The organism is Pararhizobium sp. P1_E7 (assembly GCF_056405855.1).
In genome coordinates this window covers 1-17,253 of the sequence record NZ_JBFUBH010000059.1, presented here as the reverse complement: position 1 = coordinate 17,253, position 17,253 = coordinate 1, and the positions used below count along the sequence as shown (strand labels likewise).

General features: G+C 61.3%; 15 protein-coding genes and 1 pseudogene. 11 read left to right on the top strand and 5 right to left on the bottom strand.

The genetic code is table 11. The features are described 5' to 3' along the window. Positions 1-754 (top strand): ABC transporter substrate-binding protein (locus AC1D17_RS24325; RefSeq protein WP_477567860.1); only part of this gene is annotated, 754 nt, incomplete at its 5' end. Positions 755-855: 101 nt separating this feature from the next. On the opposite strand, the gene AC1D17_RS24320 is transcribed toward AC1D17_RS24325, so the two are convergent. After that, positions 856-2,475, bottom strand: coding sequence for a XylR N-terminal domain-containing protein (locus AC1D17_RS24320; protein WP_477567859.1), 1,620 nt, complete (start codon positions 2,473-2,475; stop codon positions 856-858). 345 nt (positions 2,476-2,820) lie between these two features. Here AC1D17_RS24320 and AC1D17_RS24315 point away from each other — a divergent pair, with 345 nt between their 5' ends. From AC1D17_RS24315 to AC1D17_RS24270, 10 genes are all read left to right on the top strand, one after another. After that, the gene (locus AC1D17_RS24315; protein ID WP_477567858.1) at positions 2,821-3,639 is read left to right on the top strand and encodes an SDR family NAD(P)-dependent oxidoreductase; all 819 of its coding nucleotides are present in this window, start codon (positions 2,821-2,823) and stop codon (positions 3,637-3,639) included. 82 nt (positions 3,640-3,721) lie between these two features. After that, positions 3,722-5,020: an ABC transporter substrate-binding protein gene (locus AC1D17_RS24310; protein ID WP_477567857.1), complete on the top strand. Its 1,299-nt coding sequence runs from the start codon at positions 3,722-3,724 to the stop codon at positions 5,018-5,020. Between the two features lie 109 nt (positions 5,021-5,129). After that, the gene (locus AC1D17_RS24305; RefSeq protein WP_477567856.1) at positions 5,130-5,858 is read left to right on the top strand and encodes an ABC transporter ATP-binding protein; all 729 of its coding nucleotides are present in this window, start codon (positions 5,130-5,132) and stop codon (positions 5,856-5,858) included. Beyond that, entirely contained in the window at positions 5,855-6,583 is a 729-nt protein-coding gene (locus AC1D17_RS24300; protein WP_477567855.1) for an ABC transporter ATP-binding protein, read from the top strand. The genes AC1D17_RS24305 and AC1D17_RS24300 overlap by 4 nt, the downstream gene beginning before the upstream one ends. Next, positions 6,570-7,427, top strand: a complete 858-nt coding sequence (locus AC1D17_RS24295; RefSeq protein ID WP_477567854.1) for a branched-chain amino acid ABC transporter permease — start codon at positions 6,570-6,572, stop codon at positions 7,425-7,427. The genes AC1D17_RS24300 and AC1D17_RS24295 overlap by 14 nt, the downstream gene beginning before the upstream one ends. A gap of 4 nt (positions 7,428-7,431) precedes the next feature. Beyond that, positions 7,432-8,469: a branched-chain amino acid ABC transporter permease gene (locus AC1D17_RS24290; RefSeq protein ID WP_477567853.1), complete on the top strand. Its 1,038-nt coding sequence runs from the start codon at positions 7,432-7,434 to the stop codon at positions 8,467-8,469. Beyond that, positions 8,466-9,503, top strand: coding sequence for a zinc-dependent alcohol dehydrogenase (locus AC1D17_RS24285; protein WP_477567852.1), 1,038 nt, complete (start codon positions 8,466-8,468; stop codon positions 9,501-9,503). The genes AC1D17_RS24290 and AC1D17_RS24285 overlap by 4 nt, the downstream gene beginning before the upstream one ends. Beyond that, positions 9,503-10,282: an alpha/beta fold hydrolase gene (locus AC1D17_RS24280; protein ID WP_477567851.1), complete on the top strand. Its 780-nt coding sequence runs from the start codon at positions 9,503-9,505 to the stop codon at positions 10,280-10,282. The genes AC1D17_RS24285 and AC1D17_RS24280 overlap by 1 nt, the downstream gene beginning before the upstream one ends. Before the next feature lie 88 nt (positions 10,283-10,370). Further along, positions 10,371-11,597 (top strand): acyl-CoA dehydrogenase family protein, encoded by a 1,227-nt coding sequence (locus tag AC1D17_RS24275; protein ID WP_477567850.1) that lies wholly within the window; start codon positions 10,371-10,373, stop codon positions 11,595-11,597. Continuing rightward, a complete protein-coding gene (locus AC1D17_RS24270; protein WP_477567849.1) occupies positions 11,594-12,205 on the top strand; it encodes a flavin reductase family protein in 612 nt (203 codons plus the stop codon). The genes AC1D17_RS24275 and AC1D17_RS24270 overlap by 4 nt, the downstream gene beginning before the upstream one ends. A 311-nt stretch (positions 12,206-12,516) precedes the next feature. Here the strand turns inward: AC1D17_RS24270 and AC1D17_RS24265 are convergent, their stop codons facing one another. The 4 genes and pseudogenes from AC1D17_RS24265 to AC1D17_RS24250 all read right to left on the bottom strand — a co-directional run. Further along, complete coding sequence (locus AC1D17_RS24265; RefSeq protein ID WP_477567848.1) at positions 12,517-14,706, bottom strand: bifunctional diguanylate cyclase/phosphodiesterase; 2,190 nt, start codon at positions 14,704-14,706, stop codon at positions 12,517-12,519. 105 nt (positions 14,707-14,811) lie between these two features. Then, positions 14,812-15,180 carry a hypothetical protein gene (locus AC1D17_RS24260; RefSeq protein ID WP_477567847.1) on the bottom strand — a complete coding sequence of 123 codons (369 nt, stop codon included), beginning with the start codon at positions 15,178-15,180 and terminating at the stop codon, positions 14,812-14,814. A 125-nt stretch (positions 15,181-15,305) separates the two neighbouring features. Then, a complete protein-coding gene (locus AC1D17_RS24255) occupies positions 15,306-16,352 on the bottom strand; it encodes a carbohydrate kinase (RefSeq protein ID WP_477567846.1) in 1,047 nt (348 codons plus the stop codon). A 167-nt stretch (positions 16,353-16,519) separates the two neighbouring features. After that, positions 16,520-16,852: pseudogene (locus tag AC1D17_RS24250) on the bottom strand (transposase); the annotation flags it as partial. Positions 16,853-17,253: the final 401 nt, after the last annotated feature.

Genomic DNA, 17,253 nt, shown 5'->3' with positions numbered 1-17,253 from the left:
AACCAACAGGAAGGTCGGCGGCCTGTTCCCGAACGACGCAGACGGCAATGCCTGGGGCGATCCGCAGAATGGACTGAAGCCGGGATTGGTAACGGCCGGGTTTGAACTCAACGATCCCGGCCGCTACCAGAATCTAAGCGACGATTTCACCGCCCAGATCAACGCTTTCAAGGGCGCCGGCACCGAGATCATCACAGGCGTGGTGATCCCGCCGGATTTCACCACCTTCTGGAACCAGGCCAAGCAGCAGGGCATGACGCCCAAAGCCGTGACGGTCGCCAAGGCGATCCTGTTTCCACAATCGGTGGAAGCGCTCGGCCAGAACGGTCACAACCTCTCGTCGGAAGTGTGGTGGTCGGCCAGCCATCCCTTCAAGTCATCGATAACCGGCCAGTCTTCGGCGGATCTTGCGGCCGAGTTTACCGAGAGGACGGGCAGGCCGTGGACCCAGCCGATCGGCTTCATCCACTCGCTGTTCGAAATGGCGGCGAATGTGATGGGCAGAGTTGCCGACGTGACCGATGCCGAAGCGGTCGCAGCCGCGATCGGGGCGTCCAGGGCCGATACTGTCGTCGGTCGCATCGAGTGGAACGGTGCAGGCCTGCCGCCGTTCGCAGCCAAGAACGTCGCCAAGACGCCGCTGGTCGGCGGCCAATGGCGACGTCAGCCGGACGGGAAATTCGAACTGGTCATCGTCGACAACAAGACCGCAACCTTCATTCCCGCCGGCGGGACAATGGAATCATTGAGCTGAGCGATAGAGCACATGAATATCGTTGCCAGCGGGTTGAGAGCCCCGGCTGGTTCTTCGAGCTCGGGACTGATGGCTTCGAGACGGTGAGCGCCGCAACCGGCTCAAACGGTCTTTTCTGGCTTGGGTCCGTTTTGCCCGCTGACGCGATATGCAAGTTGCGGACGCGTTAGGCCGAGAAGGCGCGCTGCGGCGGAGAGGTTTCCGCCCGCCCGTTCGAGCGCTGCTCTATAGACTGATTGCTCGAAATCGGGGAGGGAGAATTCCTCTGCCCCCACCAGCGCTTCGAGCAGGGACGACACGGATGCACCGTCTTTGCCCCCCATGGAGGGGGTGGCAAGGCGAGAGAGCTGCGTTGCAATTTCCTCTGCTGTAATTGGACCTGGATTCAAATGGCTTGCGAGCGTTGCGCTCAACACGCCGCGCATCTGGTGGAGGTTGCCCGGCCAGCCAAAGCCCTCGACAAGTCTTGCTGCCGCGCTGTCCAAAATCGGCGCCTCCATACCCATCCGGGCGGCCAGCATCGGTAACAGTTCCATGGCGATGTCGGCACGCTGACCAGTTCGTTCTGCGAAAGCCGGCAGCCGAATTGACAACGCCGACAGGGCGGCCCGCAGTTCGGGCGACAGGCCGGGAGAGCTCGCCGGCTGGTCCGCCTGCGACAGCGCGACGATGCGCGGCCCGCCGCTGAGAATCCCATCCTCGATCGACCGCGCAAGCTGCAGCTGGATGTCGGCCGGAATGGTCTCGATGCCATCGATCAGGATCGTCTCCCGCCCGGCATTGCGCTTGGCGGCTTTGCGGGGCAGCGCGATTTCGGCGCAGAATTCAAGATTGACCTGTGCGCCAAAGATCTGCCGCATCTCCGTCGCCTGCGCCACGGAGATGCGGTGCAGATAATGCGCCGCGCGGCTCCTGCCGGTGCCCGAGGCCCCTGATATAAGAACCGGCAGCGCCATGGGTGCCAGAAGGTCGAGCTGGAGCCGCACAGGGGCGAGCAGCACCCGGTCCAGCCCGCTGAGAGAGACTTCAGACAAATGGGCGCCGGCTTTGCGCGCGGGTTCGGGTGGTGGTGAGTCCTGCGTGGCGATGATCCGGTCGCGAAACAGCGCGACTTCGGGATCTGAAGCGCCCCATGCACCGGCATGCTTGCCCACCACGCGACAATGGCTATGCCCTTGACCAACGCACTCCACTTCCTTGTAGACGATCAGCGTGTCGAAGAACTCGCTGGCATAGCCGGATGCATAGCCGAGCTGGGTCCAGCAAACAGGATCTGCGGAGGGGCGTTTGTCGCGGAACTCCGCCGCCTCGACGCTGTCGTGCCAGAGGAACTCGGCGGTGAGCTTTTTCTTGCTGAAATCGTAGGTGTTAAACACCGTTTCCACCCGCACCACGCCGCTGAACGTGTGAAGCCGGGTGCCGGCTGTGAAGGCGTCGCGGGCGTTGAGATTGGGCCAGCTGGCCCGTACGAAACGCGCATCGGACTGGCCTGACAGGAAGCCGAGGCGGATAAGAAACACGCGCGCTTCCTGCGGCCCCAGCATGCGAATGAGCTCGCGCCGGAGTTCGGTGCTGACGGCGGTTCGCTGCATGACGATGCGCGCGCCATTGAGGCTGATCATGCCATCGCTGGGGTTGAACACGATACTGGACAGCAGTTCGCGAACGGTTGGATTGCCGCCGCGGTCCAGCACTTTGGAGGGTTCAATCGGAGCGATCATCGCCTGTTTTCTCACGTCATTAAACGGCAAATTGGAGCTTCCGTATTTTCATCAAATGGTCAAGTGAATATGATGATTTCATGAAGTTGATTCGTGGGTATTCATTTTGCACCGCAAAAACAAATCAAAAAATTCCATTTAAATTCAGATGTTTGGATTTTTTCTTCCGAAGAAAATTTCGATCTCGATCCGGCATTTGACAGGCCCATGCGTTTCAACGTCCTAATCATCGCGTAGACATGAAGCCGCGACCGGGGAGGAGCGGACAGTGCCTGGAGAGAACGGTTCGGCGCGGGGTGAAAGTGCACCCGCCGAACCGCCAGATGCAGTGGCGTGGGAGCAAGAATGACGACTTTACAGGATATGTTCGACGTTCGTGGCAGATCGGTCATTGTGACCGGCGGGGCAAGCGGGATCGGCCGCGCTTACGCCGAGGTGATGGCCGAGAACGATGCGCGCGTTTGCATTTTCGACATGAATGCGGATCGTCTCGATGCGGTCGTCGAGGACATGAAGGGTGGCGGTGCCGATGTCTGGGGGCAGGTGATCGACGTTAGCGACCGGACCGCCATGGCCTTGGCGTTCGATGCTGTGGCAAGYCGGAATGGCCGGATCGACGTGGTTTTCGCCAATGCGGGTATCGATGCTGGCCCCGGCTTTCTGTCGACCGAGGGTGGCCGAATTCCGGAAGGTGCGATCGACGTGCTGGATGATCACCACTGGGACAGGGTGATCGAGGTGAACCTCACCTCCGTCTACACAACCGTCAAGCATGCCGCACGGCACATGAAGGCGACCGGCGGCGGCAGGATCATCGTCACGTCGTCTATCGCGGCCCAGATCAACGAAGCGATCGTTGGCACGCCCTACATGCCGGCCAAGGCCGGCGTGGACCATTTCGTTCGCCAGATGGCGATGGAACTTGGGGCCTTCGGTATTCTGATCAATTGCATTTCACCCGGGCCTTTCATGACCAATATCGCCGGTGGCCGCTTGAAAATCCCCGCGGATCGCAAGACTTTCGAGGCGCAATCCCTGATCGGCCGAATCGGCGACACCGAGGATATCAAGGGGCTGGCGCTCTACCTGGCGTCGCCATGCTCGTCCTATGTGACCGGGAGCCAGATCGTCATCGACGGAGGCGCGATGCACCGCATCAAATGAAATAACGCAATGGCCAACCTGCGTGGAGGACGCGGCCGGCCGTTGCGAATGTCAACAGAGACGTCGAAGGGAGGAGACCATGATGGAACTGACAAGCAAGATAGCGAGGCCGTCGCGTCGAACGGTACTCAAGGGTATGGGTGCTGGCCTTGTGGCCTCGGCGCTCGGAGCGCCGATGGTTGCGCGCGCCCAATCGACCGGCACAATCAAGATCGGTTTCGTTACACCGGCGACCGGCCCGCTCGCGCTGTTCGGCGAAACCGACGGCTGGGCGCTGGGCAAGATCAAGGAACTGGTCAAGAGCGGACTGGAGACGAAATCCGGGCGCTACGACGTCGAAATCCTGATGCGGGACAGCCAGTCCGATCCCAATCGGGCAGCGGAAGTCGCGGGCGACCTCATCCTGAATGAGAACGTGCATCTGATACTGCCGGCATCAACGACGGACACGGTCAGCCCCGCTGCCGACCAGGCCGAGCTCTACGAGTGCCCGTGCATTTCGACGGGCGCTCCGTGGCAGGCCATCATCTTTCCGCGCGGCGGACAGGATAAGCCGTTCAAGTGGACCTACCATTTCTTCTGGGGTCTCGATGAGGCGCTCAATACCTTCGTCGGTCTATGGAACACTCTCGACACCAACCGCAAGGTTGGCATGCTGTTTCCCCAGAACGCCGACGGCGAAACCTGGGGCAATGATGGCTATGGCCTGCCCGCGCCGACCCAGAAGGCTGGCTTCGAGATCGTGGTGCCCGGATATTTCCAGCCGCGCACCAACGATTATTCCGCCCAGATCAATGCCTTCAAGGAAGCGGGCTGCGACATTATCGGTGGGATCACTTATCCGGACGATTTCAAGACCTTCGTCAACCAGTGTGCCCAGCAGGGCTACAAGCCCAAGGCCATGACGATAGCCGCGGCGTTGCTCTTCCCATCCGGGATCCAGGCACTCGGGCCGCTCGGCGATGGCRTGTCGTCCGAGGTTTGGTGGACACCTGCCTTCCCCTTCAAGTCGACGCTGACGGGGCAGGCAAGCCGCGATATCGCCAACGTATGGGAAAGCGAAACGAAGAAACAATGGACCCAGCCGCTTGGCTACAGCCATGCGATCTGGGAGGTCGCTCTGGATGTGCTCAAGCGCTCTGAAAATCCGCTCGACCGGGCGGCCAATCTTGAGGCGATYGTCGCGACGAAGCTCGACACGCTGATCGGTAAGGTCGATTTCTCCAGCGGCCCGCACAAGAACGTTTCCACGACACCGATCTTCGGCGGCCAGTGGAGGAAGGGCGACAAGTGGCCCTACGATCTGAAGATCGTCGACAACACCGTCAACAAGCTGTTCGAGCCTGAACAGAAGATGGTGTCGATCCCCTGGCCGGTCTGAGCAGGACCGAAACTCCGGAATCAGGCCTGCCACCTTCATGGGCGGCAGGACGAGACAGGCGGCGGTGAGCTGCCGCCTGACGGGCATGCATGAGTTGGGATGGAGAAGCATGGCAAACGACGTATTGCTTGCGGCGCAGGGACTGACCAAGTCCTTCGGGGCGTTGCGGGTGCTCCACGATATCACCTTCGACGTTCGAGCTGGCGAAGTTCTGGGCATTCTCGGTCCGAACGGCGCCGGCAAAACCACGCTCTTCAATCTGGTGAGCGGTGATATCCGCGTCGACGGCGGTGAACTGGTCTTTGCCGGCGACAGACTGGTCGGCCAGCCGCCCTACCGGCGCTGCCAGATGGGCATTGGGCGGACCTACCAGATTCCACGACCTTATGTCGGCATGACGACGTTCGAGAACCTGCTGGTCGCGGCCTCATTTGGCGGTGGCCGATCGGAAGCCGCAAGCTATGCGCGATGTGCCGAGATTCTGCGTCATTGCGAACTCGCCGACAAGGCCAACCGCCCGGCGGGTACGCTGACGCTTCTCGATCGCAAGCGGCTCGAACTGGCGCGTGCTCTTGCTTCCGGGCCGAAACTTCTCCTGCTCGACGAGATTGCCGGCGGCCTGACCGACGACGAAGGCAAGGCGCTCGTCGCACTCATCCGACGTATCCGCGACAGCGGCGTCACGATCGTCTGGATCGAGCATGTTCTGCACGCTCTGCTCGCCGTCGCCGATCGGATCATGGTGTTGAATTTCGGCGAGAAGATTGCCGAAGGCACTCCGGACGACGTCATCAACGATCCCGAAGTCAGGCGCGTTTACATGGGGATTGAAACATGAGGACGGCGCTTTTGTCCACGCATGGGCTGGTGGCCCGCTATGGCGACTTCCAGGCCCTCTACGGCGTTGATTTCGAGATTGGCGCAGGCGAGGTCGTGGCACTGATCGGCGCCAACGGTGCGGGTAAGTCGACGCTCCTGAAATCGATCATGGGCCTGCTGCGCGTAGCCCCGGAAATGGTGCAGCTCGATGGTCGCCCGGTCGGCGGTAGCCAGCCATATCGCATGGTGGCCGCCGGTGTCGCGATCGTGCCCGAAGGGAGGCGCCTGTTTTCGGGCATGTCGGTCGCCGACAATCTGCGCGTCGCCATGGACCATGCCGCCACGCCGCACGGCGAGGCATGGACGATCGACCGGGTCTACGCGCTATTCCCGATTCTCAAGGAAAAACAGGCCGTGCCGGTGCAGTCCCTGTCGGGTGGCCAGCAGCAGATGGTCGCCATCGGCCGGGCGCTGCTCAACCAACCGCGCCTGCTTCTGTGTGACGAGATCAGTCTCGGCCTCGCGCCCAAGGTGGTGCGGGAAATCTATCAGTCCATTCCCTCGATCGCGGAAAATGGCACCGCGGTCGTGGTGGTCGAACAGGATGTGGGCTTGGCCCGCTCGGCCTCCAACCGGCTCTACTGCATGCTTGAAGGCCGCGTCACCCTTACCGGCCGGTCGGCGGATATTTCTCGTGAGGCAATCGGCGAAGCCTATTTCGGAGCGTCTCATGCATTGGATTGACGGGCTCGTTCAAGGTGTTCTGCTGGGCGGTCTCTATGCCCAGTATGCTCTGGGTATGGCGCTGATGTTCGGAGTCATGCGCATCGTCAATATCACCCATGGCGATCTGATGATCCTGCTCGCATTGGTCGGGATCAGCCTTGCCTCGACTTTCTCGCTCGGGCCCTGGTCGGTGCTGATCGTGCTCGTGGCGCTGGGGGCCGTCTTGGGTGTGCTGCTGCAGAGCCTGATCCTCAACCGGGTGGTCGGCGACGATCCTCTGCCGTCGCTGATCGCCACGTTCGGACTTTCCGTGGCACTGCAGAATGCGATGCAGCAAATCTGGTCGGCGGATACCCGCTCGCTTCCCAGCGCCGGTTTGGCGCAGGCATCGGTGCAGCTGGGGCCAATTTTCGTGGGCGTGTTGCCCGTCATCGTGCTTTGCACGGCGACTGTCCTGACTGCTGGGCTCCACGCTGTGCTGCACCACACCCGGTTCGGCCGGACCCTGCGCGCTGCCTCCGCCGATGTCGAGGCCGCTGCAATGACTGGCGTGAACCCGAAGAAGATCTATGCGGGCGCGACCGCGCTTGCGGTGGCGATCCTGGGTTTTGCGGCGGTCTTTCAGTCACTGCGGGCGACAGTTGCGCCTGCCGACGGCGCCTACCAGCTGATCTATGCGTTTGAGGCCGTGATCATCRGTGGCATGGGCTCGATCTGGGGCGCGTTCATCGGCGCCATGGTGCTCGGCATCAGCCAGTCGGTCGGATTCCGCATCGATCCGGGTTTCGGCATCCTGGCCGGCCATCTCGTTTTTCTCATCATTCTCGCTCTGCGGCCGCAGGGCATACTCGGAAAGGGTTGAGCCCATGGCAGACATGTTTGCTCATGCCGATACCGGTGTCGCGCAGCCTGCACCCGTCCGCGTGCAACGCCAGACGTTGTCCGGCGTCGTGGCGCTCATCATCGGCCTCGGCGTGCTGGTCGCGATCGCCTCCATGTCGCTCTGGGCCAGCCAGGGCCTGATCCGCGACGTCGTCGAGCTTAGCTGCTACATCGCGGTGGCGCAGATGTGGAACCTGCTTGCCGGCTATGGTGGCCTGGTGTCGGTCGGCCAGCAGGCCTTCGTCGGTGTGGCCGCCTATACGATGTTCGTGATGGCTCAGCTGTGGGGCTTCAATCCGTTCGTCGCTGTTGTGCTGGCGATGATCGCGCCCGCCATCCTGGCCGTTCCCACCTACGGCTTGCTGCACCGGCTTGACGGACCCTATTTCGCCATCGGCACCTGGGTGATCGCCGAAGTCATGCGGCTGGCGACCTCGGTTTTCGGCTATGTCAATGCGGGCGCCGGCATGAGCCTTCGTGTGATGACCGGTTATTCGGCCGACGAACGCGCGCTCGGCGTCTCGCTGATCTCGGCGCTGATGCTGCTACTCACCGTCGGCGGCAGTTATGCGCTTCTGCGCTCGCGCTATGGCTTGGCGTTGATCGCTATCCGGGACAATCCGGTCGCTGCGTCGAGCCAGGGCGTCAATGTCGGGCGTGTGCGCTTTCTGCTCTGGGTGGCTGCGGCCATGGGCACAGGGCTCGCCGGCGCCACCTATTTCCTCGCCCAGCTGCGCATCACGCCGCCGTCCGCCTATGACCCCAATTGGGCCAATATCGCAATCTTCATCGTCATGGTCGGTGGCCTGGGATCACTCGAAGGCGTGCTGATCGGCGCGCTCATCTATTTCTTCGCGGACAGGTGGTTCGGTGAATATGGCACGACCTACATGGTGGTACTGGGCCTCCTCACCTTGTTCATGGCGCTGTTCGCCCGCGGCGGCATCTGGGGGCTGATCTGCAAGGTGGTGGATGCCCCCTGGTTTCCGACCCGGCGCATACTTCTGGAGGACAAGCCATGAAGGCCGCCCTTTTCGACGGTGTCGGTCAACCCTTGCGTATCGATGACATCGGGATGCCCGAGCCGGCCCATGACGAGGTACTGCTCAGAGTCGCGGCTTGCGGCATCTGCGGCTCCGATCTGCACATGACCGAGGACCCGGCAACCTTCGGCCTCAAGCCCTATGACGTGCTCGGACATGAATTCGCCGGAGAAGTCGTTCGCTGCGGCAGCGGTGTCGGGGATTTGAAGCGGGGAGACCTGGTGGCGGTCGCACCGATGCGCGGCTGCGGCCATTGCGAAAGCTGTCTGCGTGGCGAGCCCGCATGGTGCGCCGAAATGCGGCTCATCGGCGGCGGATACGCGGAATTTGCGACCGTCGCAGCCCGGCAATGCCGCATCCTGCCGCAAGATCTGCCAACCGCCGAAGGCGCGCTGGCCGAGCCACTTGCGGTGGCCCTGCACGTGGTCGTGCGATCCGGCTTGAAGCCGGGCGATCGCGTTCTCATCCTCGGTGCCGGACCGATCGGTCTGCTGGTCGCCTTCTGGGCCCGCCGTTACGGCGCCAGCAATGTGATCGTCGCAGATCTCGGCCGCCACCAGGAGGCGCGCGCGGCGGCACTGGGCGCGACCGGTTTTGCGCTGTCCGGGCCGGGCCTCGCTGCAGAGTTCCGGGACCAGGCGGGTGCCGCACCGGATATCGTCTTCGAATGCGTCGGCAAGCACGGCCTGATCGATTTTGCCTGCCGCCTTGTCCGCCCCCACGGAACCGTGATCGGGGTCGGCCTTTGCGTCGGCGGAGACGAGTGGGACCCGTTCGTCGCACTCTCGAAGGAGATCACCTTGGCGTTCGCCGTGTTCTTCAACATGGCCGAATTCGAAACCGCACTCGACGCGCTCGGACCCGGCCGCTTCCGGCCGCAGGAACTCATAACGGCGCGGATCGGCTTCGAGGATGTTTCCGGGACATTCGAGGCGCTCCGCCGCAGGACGACACAATGCAAGGTGCTGATAACTGCCGAGGCAGACCGATCGGCGAATTCCGGGAGGAACTGATGGATTTCGAAACACTGACCCATGAGRTCGATGGCGTCTGCGTGGTCGTGAAGGCGATCGGCGCGGGACCGGCGGTATTGGCATTGCATGGCGCCGCCACCCTGGAAGGCTACGAATGGGCAAGGGGGCTTGCTGACCGCTTCCGTGTCTATCTGCCCTTTCATCCGGGTTTCGGCGAAAGCGGCGAGGCGCCGCATTTTGCCGGGATGCAGGATCTGGTCGTGCATCATCTGCGCCTGATCGCGGCGTTGGGGCTCGAACGGCCGCACCTCGTCGGCCATTCGATGGGCGGGTGGATGGCGGCGGAAATGGCTGTGGTCGCAGGCGAACGTTTTGAYCGGCTGGTCCTCAATGCCCCGGCCGGCCTCAACCATCCGGATCATCCCGGCGCCGATCTTGCGGCAATTGGTCCCGAAGCGCTGCCAGAGTACCTGGCGCACGATGTCGATGTTGCCTTGCGTTATTTCCCCGGCGGCTCGGAATGCCCGCCACTGGAGAGCTTTCTGGCCCTCCGCGAGAAAGAGGGCCGGGCGCTCGGCGCTATTCTCAAGGTTCACGGCATGGGCCACCCCAATCTCGGACGCTGGCTAAGCCGCATTCCGAATGAAACGCTCGTTGTCTGGGGCGACAAGGACCGCATGCTGCCGGCATCGCAGGCATCGATCTGGGCGGAGCGCATCCCGGCTGCCCGGACACTGATCATCGCGGATGCCGGCCATTTCGCCATGCAGGAGGAGCCGCAGGCGACGGTTGCCATCGGAGATTTTCTCGCGGGCTGAAGCGTCGCAGGATCTTGATAGGAGACGCCGCAGGGCCTGCCGAGACCGGCCCTGCGGCACAATCGGAAATGCCAAGGAGGAATAAGTCATGAATGCACCACTGAAGCATGAGAACGCATATTGGGGAACGAAAACGGATTTTTCGTCCCTGATGGAGCAAGTACGCAAGATTGGCCCTGTTCTCGAAGAGAACTCGCAGGATAACGAAAAGCTCGGACGGCTGAACGAGGCGACGTTTGAAGCCCTGAAGTCGCTGCGGATGTCGCACATCTTCGCTGGCGAGGACATCGGCGGCGCGCAGCTTTCCCCGACCCGGGGATTGCAGCTCATAGAGGCGATCACCTATTACAGCGGGGCGGCCGGTTGGATATCGATGGTCCATGCCTGCATCGGCGCAATGTCGGCTGCCTTCCTGCCCGATACCGCCATCGACCGCCTGTTCGGCGGCGACGTTGACAACCGCTTTTCTGGACAGGGCACGCCGACGGGCATGCTCAAGAAGGTCGACGGCGGCTACCTGCTGAACGGCAAGTGGTCCTATGCGAGCGGTATCTATCATGCCACCTTCACCCACACCGCAGCGCTTCTCGACGATGGCACCGGTCAGCCGGCAAAGGACGAGAACGGCAATGTGATCGTGCTCTGCGCCCACGCCCCGGTCGATGAGCACGACCTGCTCGGAAATTGGCACTCTCTGGGCCTGCAGGCCACCGGCAGCATCGACTACGCTGCCAAGGACGTGCTCATCCCCGAGGACATGGTGTTCCCGATCCTGACCGCCGAACCGCAGCGCATGAAGGAATTCTTCAGCCTTGGCGTGGTTGGGCTTGCCTCCATCGGCCATTCCGGCTGGGCCATCGGCGCGTCGCGGCGCGTCCTTGACGAGGTGGCGCAATACGCCCTCACCAAGACCGGCCGCGCCGGCCTGCTTGGTGAAAGCGACAAATTCTGGTTTGACTTCGGTCGGGCCGATGCCCGCGTGCGCGCGGCGCGTGCCTTCCTCTTCGAAGTCTGGCGTGATGTCGAAACCTCCATCGAGGCCGGCAATCGCGTCTCGACCCGTCAGATCAGCCTTGTACACCTTGCCAAGTCCGAGGTGCATGAGGCCGGCGTCGATGCCTGCCAGTTCGTTTACCGGGCCGCCGGCGGTGCTGCGCTGCGTTACGGTGTGATGCAGCGGACCTATCGCGAGATGCTGACCGCAGCCAATCATTTCACGATCAATCCCAACATCGTGGGGGCGGCAGGCCGCGAAATCGCCGGGCTGTGGAGCGATCGTGTCTGGCAGTTCTACGATTTGGTCGAAAAGAAATGAGCGGCGTGGTTAAACGGCAGGATCAGCCCGTGTCGAGCGCGGCCACGGACAGCGGTGTCAGGAATCCGGTGATGGAGGCCTTTTTCTCGGCCTTCCGTCATCATCCATCGGGGGTGGCGATCATCACGGCCGATGCGGGTGGCGGACCGGTCGCGCTCACGGTCAGTTCGCTGATTTCCGTTAGCGCGGCGCCGCCAACGGTGGCTTTCTCGCTTTCGGCATCATCATCGACTGCGAAGGCGGTTGAGCACGCGGAAACCGTGGTCGTGCATTTCGTGCGGCGCGGGGACATGAAGCTTGCGAGGCTGTGCGCCACCAGCGGGGTCGACCGTTTCGGAGCCGATGTGCGCTGGGAGCGGCTCGCTTCGGGAGAGCCTTATTATCCCCAGGTCGACTTCTGGTTCCGGGCGGCGCTTCGCGACCGGCTCGCAGTGCCCGGTGCCTGCCTGGTGACTGCCGAGTTTTTGTCGGCCTCACCATTCGCGCAAGAAACGCGGGGGGATGATGCGCTGGTCTATGCCAACCGCACATGGCACGGGTTGCGGACGATTTCCGAGGAGAACAAAACGCCGCTGCTGTTGTGGCCCGAGGATTCGGCAACGTTCTAAAAACGTCGTCTATGTGCCAGACGACGGATAGATGAGATCCCTTTTGGAGTGCTGGATATAGGGATAAGGACCGCCACCACCGACCTCCCGAATGAGCCACTCYCAGGTTCGACCAAAATCTCGGCTTCCGAGCATGCCACCCTCTACCCCAGCCAGAGCCAGGGATCGATGAATTGTGCATTGCGATTGACTATGTCGCCCGCAGCGACCGATACCAGCGGTTCACACCATTCCTTGAAGTCGGGCGGCAGCGTCCCCCTGGCGGGCGGCGAACCGGCCGCTCCGACCTTTCACCTGCTATTCAAAACCGGCTACGCGGCTGACTGACCTTCGTTACAGTCACAGTTGCTGTTGACGAAATACGCCTCCGTCACCTGCTCGGCGCTGATCGGTCTGCTAAATAGGTATCCCTGCAGGGCGTCGCAGCCGGACAGCGTGACAGCTTTGGCCTGCGCTTCTGTTTCGATCCCCTCGGCGGTGACAGGAATGTCGAGCGCGTTGGCTAAAGCGATCGTCGCGTGCAATACCGCCCCGGCGTTCTGGTCGTGGTCGAGGGCTACGATCAGCGAGCGATCCACCTTCATGCGGTCGAATCCGAACTGGCGCAGCGTCCCGATACTCGCAAACCCCGATCCAAAATCGTCGAGGGCAATCTTGATGCCCGCAGCTTTCAGGCCATCGATGGCACGGCGGGCCTGATCCGGGTTGGAGATCAACACCCCTTCCGTCAGTTCGATGCTCAAGCGGCCGGGGTCGAACCCTGAGGATTCCAAAGCGTCCGTGACCTGTTTGACGAAGCTGGGGTTCTTGAGTTGAAGCGGCGAAACGTTGACCGCCAGACCAATGCCAGGCCAGGAGGCGGCCGCCTGGAGAGACTTCTTCAGAACTTGCAGGCCAAGCAGGTCGATGAGACCCGATCGCTCTGCCAACGGGATGAAGACATCGGGACCGATCCTATCTCCGCTGTCCGTGACCCAGCGGGCCAGCGCTTCGACGCCACAAATCGCACCCGATCTCGCATCGATAAGCGGCTGGAACGAAACATCGATGCAGCCATTCGCCAATGTGCTCCGTAGCTGTGCTTCGAGTTCCGCCTGTCTATTGGTGTCGTCGTCGAAACTGTCCTCGAACTCCACGGTCACGCCGCGACCAAGATCCTTGGCGCGATAAAGCGCGATATCGGCGCGGCGGATAAGCTCGCCCGTCTCGATCTTGCCGGACGGCGAGACTGCCACGCCGACGCTGGCGCCGATTTCGATCGTGCGGCCGCCGATTTCAAATACCCTTGTCAAGGCGACCTGAATTTGATGGCCAATGTCGGACGCCGAGAGGAGGAGCGGATTTTCCAGGGTGACAACAGCGAACTCATCACCGCCCAATCGGGAAATGATCGCATTCTCCGGGAGGGTGTCGGTCAAGCGGTGCGCGACTGCGACGATGAGTTCGTCGCCGACGCTATGTCCCCACGCATCATTGACTCCCTTGAAACCATCGAGGTCGATAAAGTGAAGTTTGACGGCCGCCTCATTCAAGTCAGCCGCCGCCGATGCTTCCGCAATGCTCTCGAGCAATCCTGCGCGGTTCAACAGGCCAGTGAGTGTATCATGCAGCGATCTGTAGCGTGAGCGGCTTTCACTGGCTTTCAGGCTGCGGATAGTAACAGCTCCGGCCACTCCGATCCCGCACAGGAAAAACACAAGAATGGCGCCTGCTGTCCGCAGATCGCCTTCGACCTTTGCATAGCTCTTCGTTCCCGGAGCTTCGGGAGGCCAGGTGAACACAGCCACCTTGTTACCCACCACGTCCGTGACCATCGCCTCCAACCTTCCTGGAACAGGAAAGGCGTCGAGGCTGAGGCCGGCTATGCTGAAGCTTTCCGATATCTCGGCGACGACTTGGGGGGTGATATGCTTGGCAAACACAAGAACGTAAGAGTCTTCGGGCTTCAGCGAAGGATCGCGCTCAAATGGTTGGATGGTGGCCGCTCCGATCAGTGCAGTCCCGGCTGACGAGTGGACGAAGTGCACAGGTACCGGGTCAGACGGGTCAACTCGTCTGGCCGCTTTCAAGAGAGCATCGAAATTGTTGAAGAATTGTGCGGGCGCGACGTCCATCGGACTGCCGTTGTGATAAGCGATAACGGGCAGGTTGTGGCTGTCGACGACGATAGCGGTGTCGTAAAGCGGGTAGTCGGCGGTCGTGGAACCCCAGTTCTCGATGCTCCAGTCCACGCGGGCGCCGGAGTTGACCTGTTCGAACGCGTCGTCCCAATAGGCGTTGTCGCGGACGGTCCCGCCGAGCTGTTTTCGAAGAGACTGCAACGCTCCCGCTGCAGCATGCCTTGCACGTCCGTCGTCAATCGCGTCAGCCGTCGTCGTAAGCGTGTTGATTGACCCGGCAACCAACCCTGCCAATACCGCGGCGACGACGATAAAGACAGTTGCCACAGCAACGACAGATAGCTGCCTGCGGCGACCCTCCGAAATGACGAACTTCTGCACTGACTGGAACCCTCGCCCATCGAATATCAGCATGTTCCAAAGTCGGAACTGCAGAAAGGCATCATGCCCGCGAGGCGCTGCAGGAAGTACATTATCATGGCCTGTCTAATATGGGGTTAAGAGCCGGTGCGTCAGCCGCGATTTCGGTTGGTGAGAGCCTCGACGGACGGGCGTATCGGCAGGTGTTGTGGAATGATGACACCGAGCCATGGCGAAAAATAATGCAGGGCGAATATATTGATCCCCTGCGGCGACAACTGCCTTTCCGTCCCCGGCAGAAACGACAAGAGCACGCCGCTGAGGATCGTCGTCGAAGCGAGCAAGGGCCGCGCTGTTGCGGTGCCATTCCGTGATCGGCACCTTCAGCGCCTTGGAATTTTCTCGAAGATTGTGATCGATCACAGCGGGCGCAACGCGTCGCTCCAGATCTGTGAAGTTCAGACGGGCTCGCTGCTCAGACAGATATCCGGTCAAGCTTCGCCTTGAAGCAGGTGAAATACAAGACGGCGCTACCGCTTGATCAGCTATGGCCAGATAGTAGCAGAAGGCGTTGAGGCGAGGGGGCTTGTGACGGTCCTCACTGCCCCTCTGAGAAAATGTTATCCAGGCGACTGGGGTTTTGTATCCCTTTCTAAGATCGAAGGATGCGCGGTCCGTGCCCGCCATTCCGTAAAATAGGCGTGCAGTCCCTCTATCGCTACAGATTGACAGACTATGCAAGGGTCAGTGAATGGCGATCCCATGAAGGTTTCGAATGCAAGCGACGCCGCGCCCGCGGACGTGCCTTCGGCATCGACATTCAACAATACTGTCTGGTTCTGCCGCAATGCGGCGACCAGTTGTGGATAGATCGGGTTGTTCGCCAATCCGCCGTCAATAATGATGGTATTGCGCGCTTGCACAAGATCGAGCGTGATGGCTGTCATGCAGGCGAGATAGAGCGTAGCGATCGCCGCCCGTGCACGCTCGTCCGCTGGCGGAGGGCCGGATAGGCATCCGGTCTGGTCAGGAAAAGGCCCGCCGGCGGCAAAACTCGGCAGTGCCATCTGCCCCTTGCTGATGGCACTCTCGATGTCGTTTATGGTGATGGGCACCCGGGCATTTTGCGAAATCAAGTCGTATTCGCGCCCCCCCATAAAGCGCGCCGTGACCACCGGCACCTGATCGACCGTCACATTGGCGAGCATGTCGCGATCCTTGTCGAGAACGGAAAGCGGCGCATCGGTGTTGAACAGGACGACCCAGGTTCCGGTCGAGATCAGGCTGAACGAGGTGTATCCGAGCATGACGTAGAACGAGAGCGCCGCATTGCTGTCATGGACGCCGTTGTGCACGGTCATGGCTGTTGACGTTCCGTCGTCCAGTTGCAGGGCAAATGTACCGACGGAAACGCCGGAGCGCTCCAGCCGCGGCATTTTTTCCCGCCATCCGCACCGATCGACGAGACTGCTGAAGTCGCGCTTGAACGGCGACCACAGATGAGGCAGGACGGTCTCGTGGTGGAGGAAATCTATTCGCCTCAGGACGAGGAGAACTGGTTCGGAGGACGGACGCCGCACGGCAGCGACCGCGTCCGGGACGAGCTTCGGCGGGTCGGGTCGCATTCCTACGAATCCGCGTCCAAACAATTCCACTTTCTGGCTCATCCAGACGATCCCGGCCGCCTCTACATCCACAATGGCATGCGCGCCAACCTGAAAGTCCAGCGGCCGTGGACATGAGGTGAAGGGCAGTCCGATCGCCAGCCGCCGCGCTTGCGGTTTCGCTTCCGGCCTTGCCCGGAATCGAACCGCTGCGATGTCCCGATCATTCAGGCCCGCCGTTCCGATAGGCCCATGACGGCCTTCGGATGCGCGACGGCGTGACGCGTGGCGGCAGGCCCTATCATTTCTTTGAAAGAAGCTCGCGGAGCGCGGCCGTATCCAGAAACTGTTCGGCGAGCATTCTTCTCCTCAAGCGCCTTCAGACGCTTGGCCTCGGACACTTCCATGCCGCCGCATTTGGCCTTCCAATTATAAAAAGTTGCTTCGGAAATCCCGTGCTTGCGGCAAAGATCAGCGGCTTTCGCGCCTGCCTCCTGTTCCTTCGGCACCCCGATAATCTGCTCTTCTGTAAATCTCTGCTCCTTCGTGCGTCCGCCCTCAATGGGCCGGACTCTAATCCATTCTGGCGGAAATTCTCAGTGGCAGGTCAGCCGGAGCCGCCCGTACAATCACCAGCCAGAAAAGATACTCTAAAAAAATTGAAGTCTTGCAAAATAAATTGAACTGGCATAGTAAAATTTTTGAGGTGAGGTGGAACGCGGATCGGTGAGGTGAGTGAATTTCATGCTTGTGCATTTAGAAAGGGAATTCCGGGGCCGGATGCGCGATCTGAAAGAATGGCGGGTTCTCCGATGTCTCGGGCATCAAAATCAGAGGGGAGAGGCGTGACAGAAGGCGCAGCGGACCAAGTGCTCGGGCAGAAAATCCGTAAACGTCGGCGCGCAATCGACATGACACTGCAGCAGATGTCAGAGCGTGTGGGCCTTTCGATCGGCTTCTTGTC